Source organism: Desulfotruncus alcoholivorax DSM 16058, assembly GCF_000430885.1.
GTDB lineage: Bacteria > Bacillota > Desulfotomaculia > Desulfotomaculales > Desulfallaceae > Desulfotruncus > Desulfotruncus alcoholivorax.
In genome coordinates this window covers 17,840-37,867 of the sequence record NZ_AUMW01000006.1, presented here as the reverse complement: position 1 = coordinate 37,867, position 20,028 = coordinate 17,840, and the positions used below count along the sequence as shown (strand labels likewise).

Below are 20,028 nucleotides of genomic sequence, written 5' to 3'. Positions count from 1 at the left end.
TGAGGCGGGCGCGAAGCAGTATTGAAAAACCAGGTGCATTTTGATCTTGAAGGGGGTTGCTGAGGGAATGGGGGCGCCAGTAAACAGCGGCAGAACGGGCTTAAAGAAAATATTTATTATTGATGATTCCCAGTCGACCCTGGTGCTGCTGCAAAAAATCATCAAAAGCCAGGGTTACGAGGTGGAGATTTTCAGTGATGCCGGGCCGGCCATTGAGCGGATGAAGGAAGACAGGCCCGACCTGGTGATAATGGATGTCGCCATGCCCAAAATGGATGGTGTGGAGGCCATGGAAATTATCAAGAATTTGTTTGCGGATATGAAGATTGTCATAATGACGGCCTTTGCCGACAGTGAAAAAAATCATTATTTCTTGGAAAAGGGCGCTGTGGATTTTATCGCCAAGCCGTTTTCGGTAAAGAACATCCATACCATCTTGAATGAAGCGTTAAACCCGGATAAACAGGGTCTACACCAGAAGACTATTTTAGACAAACGACTCAACATTATCGGCCAAAGCAAGGCTATTAAGGAATGTTTCGACATGGCCTTAAAAGTGTGCAATACCAACCTGCCCATCCTGATCACGGGGGAAAACGGCACAGGCAAAGAGATGCTGGCGGATTTTATTCACTATAACAGTATCCGCAGATACAACCACATTATCAAGATCAACTGCAGTGCCGTGCCGAAAGACCTGGCGGAGAATGAGTTCTTCGGCCATGAAAAGGGGGCATTCACCGGCGCCGGTGAGACGGTGGTCGGAAAACTGGAACAAGCCCATATGGGGACGTTGTTTTTGGATGAAATAGGGGAAATTGATATGAGCCTGCAGAAAAAACTGCTCAGAGTATTGGAGTATAAAAGTTTTGAACGGTTAGGCGGCAATAAAACCGTCTATTCGGATTTCCGTCTTATTTGCGCCACCAACCGGGACTTGACGGAAGAAGTGGCAGCGGGGCGTATCCGGGAGGACTTGTACTACCGGGTCAATACAGTCCTGATTACGGTCCCTCCTCTAAGGGACAGAAAGGAAGATATAGAGGCGCTGGTAATGTATTTTATCCGGAAATACCAGGAGGAATATATGGTGGTCGCAGAAAACATATCCCCTGAAGCCATGGATATCCTGCAAAAATACAGTTGGCCGGGGAATGTCCGGGAGCTGAAGAACGTGGTTCATTCCATGGTGTCGCTGGCAACCAGAGAAGTAATCGGGGTGGAAAACGTTCCCGACCATATCCGCGCCGCCGTAAAGCTGGATAACGGCAGGCGTGGCGCTGACTGCGAATTAACTCTCGATGAGCTGGAGAAAAATCATATTTTGAACGTTATCCAAAAGACCGGGGGCAATAAAAGCAAAGCGGCAGCCATCCTGGGTATTTCGGTAAAGACTTTGTATAATAAACTCCACCGGTACGGCGTTAATTAAAAGATGCTGTAACTACTCAGGAATCAGGATTCAGAAGTCAGGAGTCAGAATTCAGAATAATCTTGGGGTACAGTGAATAAATCTCTACTGAATTCTGAATTCTGACTCCTGAAATTCCAATTAGTAATTCTGAATAATTGAATAGCAACAAAATTCTGTAATTTTTACAGGGTGGTTGTAAAAATTACAATTGGTATCAAAACTGCCGGTCTGTTGAGGGCAGGGCGGCGAACACGGGCATGTTGAAGCGCAAAAGGCCCGGAACCGGGGAAAATAAAAGGTTCCGGGCCTTTTGCGCGGGCAAAATGGGACCGGCGAACAGTGTGTTGTTGGGATTAAAGTTCGGTGGTATTCTTTTTGCTCTTCAATCATACATACATCAATACATACATCAACTTAATCTGCACTGGGGCGCAGGAAGCGGCGGAAAACCCCAGCAGTAAGTAAGAAAACAGGAGGTCTTGGACATGAGAATTTTACTGGTTGGAGCAGGCGGCGTTGGGGAAGCGGTGGCTTCAGTCATCAAAAGGAGAGGCGCTAAGGCTGATTGGATGGAACAATTGGTCATTGCTGATTACAATTTTAACCGCGCCCGGGAAGTGGCGGCCAAAATGGATGACCCCAAGCGGTTCCCTGCGGAAAAAGTGGACGCGAGAAATAAAAATGAGATTATCTCTCTGGCCCGAAAATATCAGGTTGATCTCATCTTTAACGGATGCGACCCGTCCTTTAACATGCATATCTTTAACGCGGCTTTTGAAGCAGGGACCAACTACATGGACTGCGCCATGAGCCTGTCGGAGCCCCACCCGGAAGACCCGTATCATAAAACTTATATCAAGCTGGGTGATCTCCAGTTTGCCCAAGCGAAAGCGTGGGAAGATAAAGGCCTGCTGGCGCTGTTGGCTGCCGGGGTGGAACCGGGTATGTCAGATGTTTTTGCCAAGTACATTGAGAAACACCTTTTTGATGAACTGGAGGAAATTGGTGTCAGGGACGGGAACAATTTGGTGGTGGAAGGGGTGGAGATCCCATTCGGCTTTTCAATCTGGACCACTATCGAGGAATGCTTGAACCCGCCGTTGATTTGGGAGCGGGATAAAGGCTGGTATACCACGGAACCCTTTTCAGAGCCGGAAATATTCGACCTGCCGGAAGGCATTGGCCCCACTGAATTGGTCAATGTGGAGCATGAAGAGGTCATTTTGATTCCCCGGTATGTGGATAAGGGTTTAAAACGGGTGACCTTCAAATTCGGGCTGGGTGCGGAATTTATCAAAGTCTTGAAGATTTTACGCGCGTTGGGCTTGGACAAAAAGGAAAAGGTTAAAGTGGGCGAGGTGGAAGTGTCACCCCGGGATTTGGTGGCGGCTACCGCTGTTGATCCAGCCCGCATCGGGGATAAAATGTTCGGCAAGACCTGTGCCGGTGTGTGGGCCAAAGGCATTAAAGACGGAAAAGAGCGGCAAATCTACCTTTACCAGGTGGCCGACAACCAGGACTGCATGCGGAGGTTGGGGTGCCAGGCCGTGGTCGCCCAAACTGCGTTCCCGCCGGTAATTATGCTGGAACTGCTGGCTAAAGGGATTTGGAAGAATCAAGGAGTCTGCGGGCCGGAAGCCTTCCCGCCGGAGCCTTTTATGGAGCTGATGGAACCTTACGAGTTCCCCGGCGGGCTGGTGGAGATGGATTCCGAGTACAAGAAAGCCCTGGATGAGGCGCAATTTAAGAAATCCATCCGGGAAGCGGCGGCTGCGCGTGAATAATCCCGGCACCCCTCACATGGGGACCCCGTGGATACATAGAGGGGGATGGACTTAGCTATGGACAAAGTTCTTGGGGAGGCCTGGCGGAACCGCAGGCAAATTCGAAGGGAGGCCCTTGATTGATGAGTATCATGGAACAACCCGCCAACCCGGGTTTGAAAAAGCATTACATGAAAACGACAACGGTTGCGTTTATGATTTATTCCATGGTTTGTGCCGGCGCTTATGGTATAGAGGACATGATCCCCGTAGCCGGGCCGGGGCTTACCATGGTGATGCTGTTGATATTGCCGTTCATCTGGGGTACCCCGCAGAGTTTGGTTAACGCCGAGCTCGGCTCCGCTATACCGGAGGAGGGCGGTTATTACAAATGGGTCCAGCGTGCTTTGGGTGAATTCTGGGCTTTTCAGGCAGGTTGGTGGCGAACAATATCGATTTACTTCGACAATACCCTTTATGTGGTGCTTGCCGGCGCTTATTTGGCAACAGCGGCCCACCTTTCGGACACGGAGGCATATATATTTAAAGCGGCTGTAATTATTTTCTTTACTTATATCAATATCCGGGGCATTAAAGATGTTGGCGCGGTCAGCACGATTATTTCCATCCTGGTCATCGTTGCCTTCGGTATAGTGACTGTGATCGGCTTGTTGCACTGGCATGCTAACCCCTTTGTCCCGTTTATACCGGAAGGCCAGTCATTATTTGAAAGTATCGGTTACGGCTTAGCCATTGGGATGTGGATGTATTCCGGCTATGAATCAATGTCTACACTGGCGGGGGAAGTTAAAAACCCGCAGGTTATACCAAAGGCGCTCTTGATCACCGCCCCTATCATTATTGCAACCTATATTTTACCAACCATGGCGGGGATTGCCTCCGTGGGCCGCTGGGACAGCTGGGCAACCGAAGGCGGCATCACATACAGCGACGTGGCTACATCCGCCGGCTACCACGGTTTGGGACTGTTTTTTGTCGCTGTAGCTGTTATAGCTCAATTTTCAATTTATAATGCCTATATTGCCTCGGGGTCCCGGGTTTTCTTCAGCCTGGCGGAAGATAACCTGGCGCCGAAGTTTTTTACCAAATGCAGCAAAAAGCGGGGCGTCCCCTATGTTACGGTTCTTAGCATGGGCATATTCAGCCTATTGATCAGCCCGTTTAGTTTTGATGTTATTGTCGTCGTGGACGTGATGCTGCTCATGGCCTCTTATGTATTGATCTTTATCTCCGGGATCGTTTTAAGGATCAAAGAAGGGGACATGCCCAGACCGTTTAAGGTGCCGGTCGGCACAAAAGTATTTGCCGCCATGTGCATACCGCCAATCCTGATTGCCTTTATTGCGCTCTTTATCAACGGGACCGATTACTTTTTGGGCGGCATGGTGGGGATCATATCCGGTCCGGTTATGTACTTCGTCTTTAAGAGATTGTATGGCGGCATGGCTAAAATTGATTCTGTAAAGTACCCACTGAACCCGAAAACCGGGCTGGGGTTTGGCGATGTGCGCAGGATGGCCTGGATGTTTGCGGGATTGACGGTGACCGGGCTGATAGCGCTGGGCTTCCTCCCGTGGTACGAAGACCCGGCATATTATACGGACTATTACGGTGTTGAGGGCCTGTTTGAGGCCATGATGCGGTGGATTGAATATATAACCGTTGGGTCCGGGATCGTTGCAGTGCTATTGGCTGTAATCGCCAGGCGCGTTGACCCTGCCGGCCGTATTGGCCCCAAAGAAGTAAATCAACCTGTATCAATAATTGTGGAGGAATGAGCGAAGGTATCGGCCGGGTGCGGCCAATTTACAACATGGATGGAGCCCCATGGCCCTATCCATGTTGCTTGCTCAAGAAAGACCATGTTTATTGTATTTTAAAATCGTAGCCTAAATCTTTTAACCTGCTCAATTTGCGCACCACCGTGGACTGGTTGACTTTCAAGGCGCGGGCCGCCTTATTGGCGCTGCCGTATTCTTTAATGGCATTGTGCAGTAGTTGTCTTTCCAGTTGGATAACGGCGTTTTTCATTGGCATAACGCCTCTTACACAAATTTCCGGCTCGGTTCGGATATGGTTTTCAAATAGATAAGACGGTAAATCCTCCACACCAACTTCGGGACCCTGCGTTGTTACCATCAACCTTTCAATCATGTTGTCCAGTTCGCGGACATTGCCGGGCCAGTGGTAGTTTAAAAAAATATCGTAGACCCTGGCATTTATATTCTTATTAAAGCTGTACTTTAACTCATATTTTTTCTTAAATGACTGGACCAGCGGGATTATATCCTCTTTGCGCTCCCTGAGCGGAGGTATGGTCAGCGGTACCACGTTGATCCGAAAATAAAGGTCCTCTCTGAATTCTCCCTCCTCCAGCATCTCTTCCAGGTTGCGGTTGGTGGCAGCCAGTATGCGCACGTTAATCGGCCGGGGCTTGCTGCCGCCAACCCGCAGCACTTCTCTTTCCTGTAAAACGCGGAGCAATTTAACCTGAAAACCCAGCGGCAAATCACCTATTTCATCCAGGAAAAGTGTACCGTTGTTGGCCAGTTCAAACATCCCGGCCTTCCCTTCCCGGTTTGCCCCGGTGAAAGCGCCCCTTTCATAGCCGAACAACTCCGATTCCAATAGATTCTCCGGTATGGCCCCGCAGTTGACAGTTATAAAAGGGCCGTTTTGGCGCTTGCTTTCATTGTGAATAAGCTTGGCAATTACCTCCTTGCCCACCCCGGATTCCCCCAGGATAAGCACGGTGGAATCTACTGTGGCCAGGCGCGAGGTTGCTTCAATAATTTCCCTCATTTTAGGTGAATTATAAACGATCCCGTCCTGCGGTGTGTTGAGTTTGCTGCGCAGTTGAACCAGCTCACCCTGGTAGCGCTCGCTGAGTTCCCTGGTATACTCCAACTGTTCCTTCAGGTTGTTCAGCTCGGTTAGATCCCTGATGTTCACAACCACCCTGGTTATTTTTCCGTCGAGGTCCCTCACCGGGTTGCCGGTGACTAAATAATGGTTATTTTCAACCCTGGTAACAGATTCTCCCGCCTTAATTACTTCGTCAATTATGGAGTGGGAGTAAACACCCATTTTAATCAGTTCGGTCATTTGGGCACCTTGTATTTGGGCCGAGGGTATACCGGTAATTCGCTCGTGCGCGCGGTTGGCTTTAATGATGGTCCCGTCCCGGTCTGTCAATAAAATCCCGTCATATGACGACTCAATGATCAGTTCCAGCTTTCTGTTCAGCTGTTTTACCGAGTCAAGCTCCTCCGAAATTTGCTCCAATTCGGAAATATCCTGAAAAATCGCCACTGCACCGACAATTTTACCATTTTCGCGGATGGAATTACGATTGGTGAGGTAAGTCCGGTTGTCGTTTTTAAAGGCGACTGTTAGCTTGCATTCGGTCTGTTCTTTGCCGTTATTTACAAAATCCAGCAAGCCTTGCGGGATAATCACTTCCGACAGGTGTCTGCCCATGGCGTAGCTTTTGGGTCTCCTGGTTATTTTCTCGGCTGCCCTGTTGTATAGGGATATGATCCCGTCCTTGTTGATAGCGATAATGCCGTTGCTGACCGAGTCCAGGATGGTATCAATCTGAAGCATGATCCCATTTGCCTTGTTTAATAATTCAGCTGCGACAATTCCTTTGTCCAAAACGCCGCTGGTTTCGCCTTTATCATTTAAAACGGGAAATACCGTTCCGTGCATTGACCAGGCATCGGTTATCGGTGAATCTTCGCGCAGCGCAAAAACCCGGTTGTTCATAATAGAAACTACAGCAGGGTTTTCGGATAATAATTCCGGCCCGCCCTCGATCAGGGAATCCCTGGTCACCATTCCGACCAGGGTACCATTCCTGTCCGTTACCGGCAAACCCATCACGCCTAAATCCCTGATCATCCGCCATGCTGTTGCAACCGGCTGTTCAGGTAATAATGTGAGCTCTATAGGGGTCATAATATCTTTTATCAGCACGCGTAACCCTTCTTTACCATATTAATTGATGGTCTGGCAAAGGTCTTGCAAGAGAAATGCCAGATTAGTTCTGTTGCTAAAGGGAGGTAGAGGCGCATTGAATGCCCCTGAATACAGTATACCATGTAATAAAAAAAATAAATAATTCTATGCAAATTTACATAACATATTTAATTGACGTTAATGTAATGATATGTCCGGGCAGGAATGCTTAATAATGGATTATGCAGTAAAAATCATATTGGGAGTGAGAATATGTCCTCGCAAACACAGTTTTTCTTTACCATAGCTGTATTTATCGTTACTTATGTAATGATTATGTTTGAGAAAATCCACCGTACCGTTTTGGCCCTGGCGGGCGGCTTAATTGTAATTCTGGCGGGCATCATTTCACAGGAAAAGGCGTTTAGTTCTATTGATTTTAACACTATCGGGCTGTTAATCGGCATGATGGTGATAGTAGGAATCACCAGACAAACAGGTGTTTTTGGCTATCTTGCCATTTATGCGGCTAAAGTTGCCAAAGGTGATCCGGTCAAAATTATGATTTATCTATCAACAATCACTGCAGTTGTATCGGCGTTTCTGGACAATGTAACCACTGTGCTGTTGATTGTGCCGGTGACCTTTGCTGTAGCCGAGCAGCTAAAAGTAAGCGTGCTGCCATTTTTAATGGGTGAAGTTATTGCTTCCAATATCGGCGGCACGGCGACTCTGATCGGTGATCCTCCCAATATAATGATAGGCAGCGCCACCGGACTAGGTTTTATGGATTTTTTAATTAACCTGGCGCCGGTCATAGCTGTTGTGTTTCTAACAAATATGCTATGGCTGTATTTGTTGTACAGAAAAGATATCGTGGCAAGGGATGAATTAAAGCAAAAAATAATGTCTATGAATGAAAAAAAGGAAATCCATGATGCGGTGTTGTTGAGACAATGCTTGATTGTTATCAGCATAACTATTTTGGGTTTTGTTGTCCACCAGTACCTGCACCTTGAGTCATCAACCATTGCCCTTGGAGGTGCGGTTTTGCTGTTATTGATTACCAGGCATGAACCGGAGCACGCATTGGCGGCGGTGGAATGGCCCGTTATCTTTTTCTTTGCGGGATTGTTTGTGCTGGTTGGAGCCCTGGACAGCGTCGGGGCCATTGAGGCGGTTGCCAGAAAATCCCTTGAATTAACCGGGGGGGCAATGTTGACGACCGGTTTGCTGGTTTTGTGGCTGTCAGCTATTGCCTCTGCTTTTATCGACAATATCCCCTTTGTTGCCACAATGATTCCTTTGATCAAAGAACTGGGGCAATTAGGCAGTATTACGGACTTAAACCCGCTTTGGTGGGCACTTTCGCTGGGTGCTTGTTTAGGTGGTAACGGGACCCTGATCGGTGCTTCGGCCAATGTCGTGGTGGCGGGATTGGCTGAGAAAAGGGGAGTGGCCATAACTTTTATGGGCTTTACCAGGGTAGCCTTTCCCATGATGCTGGTTTCCGTGCTAATTTGCACAGCTTATCTTGTTTTGTTTTACTTTTATTAAACCCGGCGCTAAACAGGTGTTATGCATTTTAGCATAACCAATGCGTAATTGCAATGGCACAATTACACGGAAATCAAGGGATTGTTAAGTGTTATTTATGCATTAATGCATAGCCTGCCGGCTATTTTAATTAATTGATTAAAAAAAAGAAGCTGTTTATGGGTAATTTATACTACGAATTACTGGCATCAGATTTGCTTTTATGTATTGATAACACATTATATTGTATACAACACTCAATGGAGGTGGGAAAATGAACATTTTGGAAGCCTGTTACGTAGCGGGAAGCGTTTTTCTTATAGGGATGGTAATTTCTTTTGTTGTAGCTGCTATGATTAAATCAATTTTCACGGTTATCAAATTCCGCAATAATTCAAGTGCCAAACAGAAAGGCTGGAAACATTCTCCACTTGCCACAAACATGCCCCAAGCAAAATAAATGAGGTGCAGATAATGCCTGACATTAGTATATTAAATCTTTTTCAGGGGCTTTCTACCTTATTCGCCTCGGACACATCCATAACTGTAGCCAGGTTGGCGTTGATTGCGCTGGGAATCCTACTGGTTTACCTTGGCGCTAAAAACGTGCTGGAGCCCTTGATTATGATTCCCATGGGTTTTGGTATGGCGTCGGTGAACGCCGCGGTGCTGTTTTTATCCGGCGGCAGGATGGGCACAATATTTATTGACCCGCTGATCACCGATCCTGCCCAGTTGATGAATATATTGCAAATCGACTTCTTGCAGCCGATATATACGTTCACTTTTAGCAACGGTTTGATTGCATGCTTTATTTTCATGGGCATAGGCGTGATGACGGAAATAGGATATGTTCTTGCTGCTCCGTTCAGCAGCATGTTAATTGCCATATGCGCCGAACTGGGTACCGTGGCCACTTTTCCCATAGCCGTGGCCATGGGACTCAATTACAATGAAGCAGCCTCCATTGCCATGGTGGGGGGGGCCGACGGCCCGATGGTCCTTTATACGTCGCTGATGCTGGCCAAAGACTTGTTTGTGCCTATAACCATCGTTGCTTACTTGTACCTGAGTTTAACTTATGGTGGATATCCTTATTTGATTAAATTTTTGATACCCAAGCGTTTGCGCGGCATCCAAATGGATTTGACCAAAATACCTACGGTTACTGCCGGTGAAAAAATCGCGTTTTCCATTATTACCTGTACTGTTCTCAGCTTGCTGTTTCCCGTGGCCGCGCCTCTCTTTATGTCGTTTTTCCTGGGGGTGACGGTCAAGGAAGCGGGTATCAAGCATTACGTTTCCTTTATTGAAGGCCCCTTGCTGTACGGTTCAACTTTCTTTATGGGTATACTGCTTGGAGTGCTGTGCGAGGCAAATACCATCCTTAATCCGAAAATATTGATATTACTGGTGCTTGGTATATTGGCACTGCTCCTTTCCGGAATTGGGGGCATTGCCGGGGGGTATATCATGTACTTTATAAGCAAAGGCAAGTTTAATCCGGTCATCGGAATTGCCGGCGTGTCCTGCGTTCCCACCACGGCTAAGGTAGCCCAGAAAGCCGCTACCGAGTCAAACGTACAGGCGCTGGTATTGCCATATGCTATTGGAGCCAATATCAGCGGTGTTATTACCTCGGCAGTTCTTACAGGCATATACGTTAGTCTGGTGCCATTATTAAAGTAGCCGGAATTTGGAATTCAGCAGTCGGAATTCCCAAATACTATAAGACGATAAACCGTTCTCTTATACTGACTCCTGACTTCTGACTCCTGAAATAATCATTGATAAAGTGGTTAAATCATGGAAAATAAGAGAAAGCTGTGTTGGGTTACCGGGACCATAACCGCGTTTGCCGGGGTTTTCACGGTAAGAGTTTTATCATTGCAAGTGCCTGACAATTTAAGATTTGGGTGTATGCTCACGGGCTTTTCCATGGCCATACTGGGCTTGTTTATTATCACCCTTGGAACCAGGAGAAGATAGATGAAAAAACTCCGCACAACCCCCGTTCTATTGATCGGGGGTTTTTAGTACTTTAGAAAATATATCCGGCGTCATTTTTACCCTGATGCTATTGCGCCCTTGATGGATGCTTGGCCCAATATGCTGGTTAATGGTTATTGTATACATAGCGGCTGGAATTAGCACGAAGTAGTGCGATGTTTCAACGGTAAAACGCAGCTTTTGAACATAATTGGCAAAGGAGGTATGGACCGTAGCTTTTCGTTACAGGCGGCATTATCCGGAAAAACATGCTTTGATTCAAACAAACTGCTTTCATCACCCACATTAGAAGTGGGTGTCTTCTGCCGAGATATGATAAAATATAACTAAATCCATGCCCGTATTAATAAGCTCGGTTTTTCTCGGTTAATACAATTAATACGACCCTTCGGCTTAAAGGTATGGTAATATTATTCCGTTAATATAATGTTAAAACTGGCTAAAAGCTGAAGAAATCGAGGTGTGCCAAAGTTGCATCAATTAATTGAAGTACTTAATACCTTTGTTACGAGCTTGATCAATACGTTTGGTCACTGGGGCGTTTTTATCGGTATGGTCCTGGAAAGTGCTTGTATCCCTTTGCCCAGCGAAGTGATTATGCTTTTCGGCGGCTTTTTGGCTGCCCAGGGTATACTAAATTTTTGGGGAGTTGTCTGGGCCGGCGTTCTGGGCAATGTGGTCGGATCGGTGCTGGCCTTTTGGGCAGGTGCCAATGGAGGCCGTCCTTTCCTCGAAAAATACGGCAAGTATGTTCTGTTTAACCATCATCACTTAGATCAAGCAGATCGCTGGTTCTCCAAGTATGGTGAATGGGCAGTATTCTTCGGGCGCATTTTGCCGGTTATCCGGACGTTTATTTCTTTACCGGCGGGAATTGCCCGGATGAATTTTGTAAAATTCCTTATTTTTACCCTGATTGGCTGTATACCGTGGAATATTGCGCTAACTTACCTGGGGCTGAAACTTGGCCAGAACTGGCAATCCGTGGAGCCGTATTTCCGGCCGGTCAGCTATGCCGTTATTATTGCTATAATCTGCGGCATTATTTGGTTCTTTATTAATAATAGAAGAAAGAGATAGAACGGTTTCCCAACTGATAGCGTGTTTACAGCAGAATATATAATTTGATTTTTGTAAGGGAGGAAGTGTATGTCTAAAATTCAAATGAATGTCCCTTTGGTTGAAATGGACGGGGACGAGATGACAAGAATCATCTGGAAGATGATCAAGGAAACTCTGTTGGAGCCTTACGTTGAGTTAAAGACTGCTTACTACGATTTGGGTTTGAAAAACCGGGACAATACTGGTGACCGGGTTACTATAGACGCCGCTGCGGCAACAAAAAAGTATGGTGTTGCCGTAAAATGCGCTACTATTACCCCCAATGCGCAAAGAGTTGAAGAATACAACCTGAAGCAAATGTGGAAAAGCCCCAACGGCACTATCAGGGCCATCCTTGACGGCACCGTGTTCCGCGCCCCCATTATTGTTGACAGCATAAAACCCTTTGTCCGGACCTGGAAAAAGCCAATCACCATTGCCAGGCATGCCTATGGTGACGTTTATAAGGATGTGGAGTACCGGGTGGAAGGGCCGGGCAAGGCGGAGCTGGTATTCAAACCTGAAGCCGGTGATGAGCACCGTGAGACAATTTTTAACTTTAAGGACAAGGGTGTAATTCTGGGCATGCATAATATCGATAGATCAATCGTGAGTTTCGCCCGGTCGTGCTTTAACTATGCCCTTGATACCAACCAAGATTTATGGTTTGCCGCCAAGGATACTATATCTAAAAAATATGATCATACATTTAAAGATATCTTTAATGAAATATATGAAAAAGAGTACCGGGAAAAATTCGCCGAGAAAAAGATCGAGTATTTTTACACCCTGATAGATGACGCGGTGGCACGTGTTGTCCGTTCAGAAGGCGGTATGATCTGGGCCTGCAAGAATTATGACGGTGATGTGATGTCTGACCTGGTGGCTACGGCATTTGGAAGTTTGGCGATGATGACGTCGGTTTTAATGTCGCCGGAAGGGTACTACGAATTTGAGGCAGCACATGGTACGGTCACAAGGCATTATTACAGGCACTTAAAGGGCGAGGAAACTTCTACAAACCCCATGGCAACGCTGTTTGCCTGGACCGGAGCCCTGAAAAAGAGAGGCGAACTAGACGGCCTTGAAGACCTGGTTGGTTTTGGGGACAAGCTGGAGGCAGCCTCCATCAAGACAATTGAGGCCGGCATAATGACTAAAGATTTAGCGCTGCTGTCCAACCTGCCTGAAAAGAAAGTGGTCAATACAGAGGACTTTCTGCTGGAAATTAAAAAACGGTTGGATAATCAGTTATAGGCGTGTCAGCAGTAACCCCGTCCCCTTGACACCTTAAGAAAAAAGGAGAAAAATGAGCCAGGTTTTTAATCAAACACAGGATATTATCACTCCAAGATGGAAGCCGGGAGCGCGTGTTCTGGTGGTGACTGCTGTCCCGGCGGAGAAGGAAGCGGTGCTGCGCGGGCTGCGTGGCGATAAAAGGTTTGACGTAGCGGCGGCGGGCGTGGGCCCGGCAGCGGCCGCTGTCCATACGGCGAAAATGTTGGCGGCCGCCGGTTATGGTTTGGTCATAAGTGCCGGTATTGGCGGCGGCTTTCCCGGCCAAGCTGAGATGGGTTCCCTGGTGGTGGCGAGCGAGATCATTGCCGCCGACCTGGGAGTGGAGACCCCCGCAGGATTTTGCAGTATGGATGAGCTGGGTTTCGGCCCAACCCGTATCCAGCCTGATGCCCGATTGGTGGATGTTGTGACCGGGGCTATGCGGGCGGCCGGGCTGCCGGTTAAAACAGGCCCAGCGCTCACCGTATCGACGGTGACGGGTACGGCTGAAAGCGCCGCGAGACTGGCTGAAAGGGTGCCCGGGGCCACTGCCGAGGCGATGGAGGGATACGGTGTGGCCCTGGCGGCGCGCGACAGCGGGGTGCCGGTCCTGGAACTCCGCGCTGTTTCCAACCTGGTGGGGCCGCGTGACCGGGCCGCTTGGCGGGTTGAAGAGGCCCTGGAAGTTTTGGAAGCAGCCGGCCCGGTATTATTGGAGGTGTTAAGATGAAAATTGCCTTTTCTCCCTGCCCCAACGATACGTTCATTTTCCACGCCTGGGTGCACGGGCTGGTTCCGGGAGCGCCCCGGCTTGAGGTAACTTATGCGGATATCGATGTAACCAACGGTTTGGCGGCCGGCCCCAACGGGCCGGATGTGGTCAAGATTTCGTATGCGGCCCTGCCGTGGGTGTTGTCCGAATACGCGCTGCTGCCCTGCGGCGGCGCGCTGGGCAGGGGGTGCGGGCCGCTGGTGCTCACAGCGGGAGACGCCGGCGCCGGGGGCCCGGCGATGTTGTCCGGGCGGCGGGTGGCGGTACCTGGTGAGCGGTCCACCGCCTATTTATTGTTCCGGTTGTGGGTAGCCCAAAATGTGCCTGGTGGTGTGGGCGAGATTGTAATCATGCCGTTTCAAGATATTATGCCGGCGGTGCGCGATGGCAAAATTGATGCGGGGCTGGTAATCCACGAGGCGCGTTTTACCTATCCCGCATACGGGCTGACCCTACTGGCGGACCTGGGCGGCTGGTGGGAGGCCGGAACCGGCTTGCCTGTTCCGCTGGGAGCAATCATCGCCCGCCGGTCACTGGATTTGCCCTCCATTGCCGGATGGATCCGGGCATCGCTCAAGTACGCCCGGGCCCACCCCGGGGCTTCATTGGAGTACGTGCTGGGCCACGCCCAGGAGTTGTCCCCCGGGGTGGTGAACGCGCATATCAACTTGTATGTCAACGAATTCACCGAAAACTTGGGTGATACTGGATATAAGGCGGTAGAGACCTTGCTCGGCCGGGCTGTGCGGGAAGGGTTGGTGCCGAAGGTGGATTTGGCGGCGCTGCGCCGGTAATTCAATTACGTACTGTTTTTAAGCCTCGTGGTTAAACCGCCAATTAAAACTTGAAGGCCAAACAGGAGAGTCCAATGGGGTTGGAAATTTGGCTTCAACGGTGATATAAAAAAAGGGGGACACACCTATGGCGGTAGAGGTGACACACCCCTTCGGGGAATGTCACCAGCGTAGGAATGTCCCCATGTCATTTCTACATGCCAAACAAGGCCTTACTCAGTATTTTGATGAGACGTTCGAGCGGTATCTTGAAGACTAAACCGGCCGGGTCGGTTAACACGTTCATAATGGCTTGCTGCATCTCTTCGGGTTTTGGTCCGAACTCGAGGAAGTTTGCAGGCAGGCCCGTCTCACGAAGGAGCGCTCTAATTTTGTCTACAGTCATTTGGTGCAGCTCTTCCGGTGAGGCTTTTTCCTTGATTCCGAATGCATCTGCCAATACACTGATCTTTGGCAGATAGATTTCCGGCAGCGCCTCCATTACGATGGGCAGCAGCACGGCGTTGGCCAGCCCGTGCGGAATGTTGTACATCGCACCCAGCGCGTGGGCGCAGTTGTGCACCGGGATGGCCCCCAGTCCCGGGAACGACATGATTGCCATACAGCTGGCGGTCAAAAGGTTCATCCGGGCGTCAACATCTGCACCGTTGGCAACAGCCGTCGCCAGGTTCCGCTCAATCAAACGAATTGCCTGCAGTCCTAAAGCATCATACATCTGTCCTTGATATTGCCACGCCACACCTTCGATGGCATGCGTGAGGGCGTCCAATCCCGTGAAGGCGGTAATTTTAGGCGGCAGTCCCACAGTCAATTCGGGGTCCAGTATAGCGATATCAGCATTGATGTATGGGTGCAGCAAATTGGCCTTCACGTGGTCTCTTTCATTGAAAAAGACGGCAATCGTTGAAACTTCGGAACCTGTTCCGGCAGTGGTGGGGATGGCGATGTGAGGTATCCCCGGCCGCTTGGCCAATTCTCCGGCATATAACCCGTTATTGGCCGGCACAGTGTCTGCGATGTCCGTCAGACCGGAGGCAAGCAGCATTTTAACTCCTTTGGCCGTGTCCAGAACACTGCCGCCGCCGACGGCCAGGATCCCCTCCACGGCCAAACGGCGGCCGGTTTCCGCTGCTTTATTTACCAGAGACATTCTTGCATCCTGCAGAACTTCATCAAATACAGTGACGATGTTCAAATCATGAGGCCCGGCAAATAATTCCATCAGTTGATCAATAATTCCGGCATTTACAATGCCCTGATCCGTTATTATCATCCAGCGCCGGGCGGCAAGCTCTTTCATATGCGCCGGCAAAAACGCCCGGGCACCGGGTCCTGCTGATACAGAGGTGCGAAAATCAAACCGAAAATATGTTTGTGTTGGCATTAGTATCATCCCTCCTGTTCCGGTTGTTGGGGTGACAGCACTAACTGAAGACCATAGTCACTTGCAATGGAAAAACTGTCACTCACAGATGAAATCACAGACAACAGCCAGGTCTCACCGGCATGTAAGGCGGCCAACCGCTGCGAGGTGTAAACCGGCACACCATGCGCAACGCCGGCTTGAACCGCCGTGGGTTCCACGATAAAATTTTCATACAAGTACGGGGCGGTGCCGTCACAGCACCCTTCTCCAATATAAATGAGCAGGTTGCCTTTCCTGTCCCGCCGGACCTTCTCCAGCAGCGCTGCAACCGAATCATGTGCCAGCACTTGCATAGCGGCTATTTCGTGGCCCAGCTGTCGAACAGCAGCCGGTACCAGGTTCTTTGGTTGACGTCGGGCACCATGGAGGTGTGCAGGTGTTTGGTCTGGGAGTATTCAAACAGCACTTGATAGCCGGATTCCCTGCCGAATCCTGATTGTTTGTAGCCGCCGAACGGCGCGTCCGGCCGCAGCATATGCCAATCATTGATCCAGACTGTACCGGCCCGTAGTTTGCGCCCGATATTCTGCGCCTTGGAGACATTCTTGCTCCAGACACCCGCCGCCAGGCCATAGATGGTGTCGTTGGCAATGCGGACGGCCTCTTCTTCCGTATCGTAGGGAATGACACAGAGAACCGGTCCAAAGATCTCTTCTTGTGCAATTTTCATAGAATTGTCAACATTCTTAAAAATTGTGGGCTGGACGTAAAAGCCGCCCGCCAGTGCCTCCGGCAAATCGGGTATCTTTCCGCCGCACGCCAGGGTGGCGCCTTCGTCAAGGCCCGCCTGAATGTAATTGAGAATAGTCTCCTGCTGGGTTTTGGATACGACCGGTCCCATACCCGTGGTAAGCTCCATGGCGTTGCCGATGGTAATGGTGGAAGCCTTGGCGACCAAACGGTCCACAATGTCGTCCTGCAATTCCCGCGGTACAATCAAGCGGGTTCCGGACTCGCAAATTTGACCGCTGTGCAGGAATGTTGCAAACAACGCCCCCTCGGACACGAGGTCCGGGTCGGCGTCGCGCAGCACAATGGCCGGGCTTTTGCCGCCCAGTTCAAGTGTTACGCGCTTAACTGTATGAGACGCCAGCTGCATAATGCGGCGGCCTACCGCTGTGGAGCCGGTAAAGGAAATCTTGTCCACACCGGCATGGGTGACGATGGCTTCTCCAATCAGAGCGCCGGGTCCTGCAACTACATTGACGACCCCGTCGGGTAAACCGCATTCCTGAAAAATTTCCGCCAGCAGGAGGGTTGTAAGAGGTGTATTTGATGCCGGTTTGATGACGACAGCATTGCCCATGGCGATGGCGGGAGCCAGTTTCCACCCGGCCAGGAGCATCGGGAAGTTCCAGGGGGTAATCAAGCCGCAGACACCCACCGGTTCGCGCTCAATTATATTTATCGACGGCCCGGGCCAGCCAATGCTCGGCAATTCTTCCCGGATGGGAAAATTATTTAAAATTTGGCCGGTGACGGTAAACTGCTGGGCCAGCAGCAGAACATCGCTGCCCATAGTTCTGCGCAGTGTGCCGCCCGATTGGGTCGTTTCCAGACTGGCGAGTTCCTGCGCCCGCTTGGCAATCCTGTCGGCGATTTTGAACATCATATCGGCCCGCTCGCCCGGCGGCACCCGGCACCAAACCCCGGACTCAAACGTTTCCCCGGCGACGTGAATTGCTTCGTTTACATCTTCCACGCCCGCCTTTGCAACGGTTGCGCATACTTTACCGTTGGAAGGATTAATGACTTCAAACGTTTCACCCGAGCGGGCAGAAACTTTCTTGCCGCCGATAAAGAGCGGATAAAATTGTGACATGGTTTCAACCTCCTTTAATGGATTAGCTACGATATAGTGACCATTCCATCGTTGTACTTGCTATATTACATATAACCATACCAATTCCTGCTTGGTTATCAAAAAGTATCCAAAAATAATGCTGTTAAAAAGCTGCTGGAGACCATCAAGGTGGACCTCATCGTCAAGGTAGCTTGTGAAGTCCTTTACATGGAGTGCGGCCTGTGTTAGCCTGTTTAGGCGGGAGGCCCAAGCACAGCGTGGCTTCCCTGCTGGCCTCCCGGAAACGCAGTCCGAGAGTTTTTTTTCAACCAGTTGAGCTGTGTGGTTAGCCGGCCAACTCCCGCATAGAGGTCCTGTATTTGTTTTTCATAACCGGTTCTTATGGCATCCAGGCTCTTTCGTTCATCAGTAAAAAGCTACGGCAGACCTTCAAGAGCTTGCTTTTTCCACCGGTGATATTTTTTGCGAACAGACATTTGTGTCTTAAGACCCCTGTTTTGTGTCAAAATTCTTGGGTCCATTATAAAAGGTAGCCATGTTAACTAAGTACTTTACTGGGCCAAGCATGTGCTGCTAATAGTTAACATGGCTAAAGGAAAAATCACGGTATAATTCCATATGATTAGTTGGACTGTTGTTTAAGCACATTTTTTAATATTTTGCCTACAGCATTTCTTGGAAGCGCATCAATAAATTTAACCTCTTTAACACATTTATAACTGGCCAGATTTTGCTTGCAGATCCCGACAATATCCTCTTCAGATACTTCCAGGCCGGGTTTCTTAACTACATATGCCCTGGGAATCTCACCCCACTTACTGTCAGGAACTCCCACCACTGCTGCTTCAGCAACCGCCGGGTGGGTGTTGATTACTGCTTCCAGTTCAGCGGAATAAATATTTTCCCCGCCGCTGATAATCATATCCTTTAAGCGGTCAATTACATAAACGAAACCGTCCTCATCCTTCTTTCCAAGGTCCCCTGAGTGATACCAACCATCAACTATAGCATTACCGGTGGCTTCCCGGTTATTCCAATATCCTTTGAAAACCTGCGGTCCACCGCAAAGGATTTCACCAATATCTCCAGGAGGAAGCTCTTTGCCGTTTTCAGGATTGATAATTTTTATGTCACCGTGGAAAACAGGCTTGCCCATAGAAACGCTTTTTCCCGGCGGCATGTCATGGGTCCAGAATGTGACGGCGCCCGAATACTCGGTTATTCCGTAAACCTGTTCAACTTTAATGCCCATCTGCAGGTACGCTTTGATTAAACTGTCCGGCACCGGGGACCCTCCGCAGATGATAGTTCGTAAAGCGCCTAAATCCAACTTTTCCACACCCGGAACTCTAAGCATGGCCTGCAGCATCAGTGGGACCGACATTAAGTTGTTGATCTTCTCTTTAACAATTACCTCCCAAGCAGACAAGGGATCAAAGTTGGGCATGAATACAATTGTACATCCCTTGTGTATATTGGTCACCAGTGGAGCGAGTCCTCCAATGTGGAAAAAGGGGGCCACAGCGAGGAAACGGTCGCGGTAGCGCCAGTCAATAGTATGGGAAAGGCCGATTGAGGCTGCGAAAAAGTTGCTGTGCGCCAGCATGGCACCTTTGGGCTTGCCTGTGGTTCCGGAAGTATACATTATCACGGCCGTATCATCATCTCCGGACATTACCTCCTTGGGCTCCTCCGCTGATTTTCCGGCAAGAATATCTTCAAATTCCGGGTCAGGGCCGGCGCCACCGGCTCTTATGAACAGGCACGCCGGTATGTGGGAACGTAATTTATCAACCACCGGACTAAATTCTGAATCATACAAGATCAAGGAAGCACCGCAATCATTGATTATATAGGCCAGCTCCCTGGCCTGCAGGCGCCAGTTGAGCGGGACTGCAACAGCGCCCGCTTTGGCCGCTGCAAACAAGGCGGTGGCAAAATACTGGTTGTTTTTGCACAATATGGCCAGTCGTTTACCGTGTTTGATATTTTGCTCCAATAAGTATGAGGCCAACTGGTTGACCCTTGCATTGGCCTGGTCAAAGGTATACCTGTAATTTTCTCCTACAAACGCCTCAAGGTTGGGTGAAAGATAAGCGCGATTACTCAACATCGTGCCAATGTTAATCATATTTACACCCCCAATTTA

The 20,028-nt window shown here is 49.3% G+C and carries 16 protein-coding genes; 11 read left to right on the top strand and 5 right to left on the bottom strand.

Going from position 1 to position 20,028, the window contains the following annotated elements; genetic code table 11:
• Positions 1 to 67 precede the first annotated feature (67 nt).
• The 3 genes from H569_RS0103705 to H569_RS0103690 all read left to right on the top strand — a co-directional run bounded on the left by H569_RS0103705 (position 68) and on the right by H569_RS0103690 (position 4,976).
• Positions 68 to 1,432 (top strand): sigma-54-dependent transcriptional regulator, encoded by a 1,365-nt coding sequence (locus H569_RS0103705; protein WP_051273209.1) that lies wholly within the window; start codon positions 68 to 70, stop codon positions 1,430 to 1,432.
• Positions 1,433 to 1,899: 467 nt separating this feature from the next.
• Positions 1,900 to 3,198, top strand: coding sequence for a saccharopine dehydrogenase family protein (locus tag H569_RS19080; protein WP_081410864.1), 1,299 nt, complete (start codon positions 1,900 to 1,902; stop codon positions 3,196 to 3,198).
• A 122-nt stretch (positions 3,199 to 3,320) separates the two neighbouring features.
• Entirely contained in the window at positions 3,321 to 4,976 is a 1,656-nt protein-coding gene (locus tag H569_RS0103690; RefSeq protein ID WP_027363892.1) for an APC family permease, read from the top strand.
• 88 nt (positions 4,977 to 5,064) lie between these two features.
• On the opposite strand, the gene H569_RS0103685 is transcribed toward H569_RS0103690, so the two are convergent.
• Positions 5,065 to 7,176: a sigma-54-dependent Fis family transcriptional regulator gene (locus tag H569_RS0103685; protein ID WP_027363891.1), complete on the bottom strand. Its 2,112-nt coding sequence runs from the start codon at positions 7,174 to 7,176 to the stop codon at positions 5,065 to 5,067.
• A gap of 255 nt (positions 7,177 to 7,431) precedes the next feature.
• On the opposite strand from H569_RS0103685, the gene H569_RS0103675 reads away from it, so the two are divergent.
• The 8 genes from H569_RS0103675 (at position 7,432) to H569_RS0103640 (ending at position 14,649) form a co-directional block, all read left to right on the top strand.
• On the top strand, positions 7,432 to 8,715 hold the full coding sequence (locus tag H569_RS0103675) for an ArsB/NhaD family transporter (RefSeq protein WP_027363890.1): 1,284 nt from the start codon (positions 7,432 to 7,434) through the stop codon (positions 8,713 to 8,715).
• 253 nt (positions 8,716 to 8,968) lie between these two features.
• Positions 8,969 to 9,154: a hypothetical protein gene (locus H569_RS0103670; protein ID WP_027363889.1), complete on the top strand. Its 186-nt coding sequence runs from the start codon at positions 8,969 to 8,971 to the stop codon at positions 9,152 to 9,154.
• 14 nt (positions 9,155 to 9,168) lie between these two features.
• Positions 9,169 to 10,383, top strand: a complete 1,215-nt coding sequence (locus H569_RS0103665; RefSeq protein WP_027363888.1) for a sodium ion-translocating decarboxylase subunit beta — start codon at positions 9,169 to 9,171, stop codon at positions 10,381 to 10,383.
• A 117-nt stretch (positions 10,384 to 10,500) separates the two neighbouring features.
• Positions 10,501 to 10,683, top strand: a complete 183-nt coding sequence (locus tag H569_RS0103660; protein WP_027363887.1) for a hypothetical protein — start codon at positions 10,501 to 10,503, stop codon at positions 10,681 to 10,683.
• 483 nt (positions 10,684 to 11,166) lie between these two features.
• Complete coding sequence (locus H569_RS0103655; protein ID WP_309294770.1) at positions 11,167 to 11,784, top strand: DedA family protein; 618 nt, start codon at positions 11,167 to 11,169, stop codon at positions 11,782 to 11,784.
• A gap of 69 nt (positions 11,785 to 11,853) precedes the next feature.
• Positions 11,854 to 13,062: an NADP-dependent isocitrate dehydrogenase gene (locus H569_RS0103650; RefSeq protein WP_027363885.1), complete on the top strand. Its 1,209-nt coding sequence runs from the start codon at positions 11,854 to 11,856 to the stop codon at positions 13,060 to 13,062.
• 52 nt (positions 13,063 to 13,114) lie between these two features.
• On the top strand, positions 13,115 to 13,813 hold the full coding sequence (locus H569_RS0103645) for a futalosine hydrolase (protein WP_051273207.1): 699 nt from the start codon (positions 13,115 to 13,117) through the stop codon (positions 13,811 to 13,813).
• On the top strand, positions 13,810 to 14,649 hold the full coding sequence (locus H569_RS0103640) for a 1,4-dihydroxy-6-naphthoate synthase (protein ID WP_027363883.1): 840 nt from the start codon (positions 13,810 to 13,812) through the stop codon (positions 14,647 to 14,649). The genes H569_RS0103645 and H569_RS0103640 overlap by 4 nt, the downstream gene beginning before the upstream one ends.
• A 193-nt stretch (positions 14,650 to 14,842) precedes the next feature.
• On the opposite strand, the gene H569_RS0103635 is transcribed toward H569_RS0103640, so the two are convergent.
• The 4 genes from H569_RS0103635 to H569_RS0103620 form a co-directional block, all read right to left on the bottom strand.
• Complete coding sequence (locus H569_RS0103635; protein ID WP_027363882.1) at positions 14,843 to 16,033, bottom strand: iron-containing alcohol dehydrogenase; 1,191 nt, start codon at positions 16,031 to 16,033, stop codon at positions 14,843 to 14,845.
• Between the two features lie 5 nt (positions 16,034 to 16,038).
• Positions 16,039 to 16,368, bottom strand: coding sequence for a DUF779 domain-containing protein (locus tag H569_RS0103630; RefSeq protein ID WP_027363881.1), 330 nt, complete (start codon positions 16,366 to 16,368; stop codon positions 16,039 to 16,041).
• Between the two features lie 5 nt (positions 16,369 to 16,373).
• Positions 16,374 to 17,897 (bottom strand): aldehyde dehydrogenase family protein, encoded by a 1,524-nt coding sequence (locus H569_RS0103625; RefSeq protein ID WP_027363880.1) that lies wholly within the window; start codon positions 17,895 to 17,897, stop codon positions 16,374 to 16,376.
• A gap of 604 nt (positions 17,898 to 18,501) precedes the next feature.
• On the bottom strand, positions 18,502 to 20,010 hold the full coding sequence (locus H569_RS0103620; RefSeq protein ID WP_034629403.1) for a long-chain-fatty-acid--CoA ligase: 1,509 nt from the start codon (positions 20,008 to 20,010) through the stop codon (positions 18,502 to 18,504).
• Positions 20,011 to 20,028: the final 18 nt, after the last annotated feature.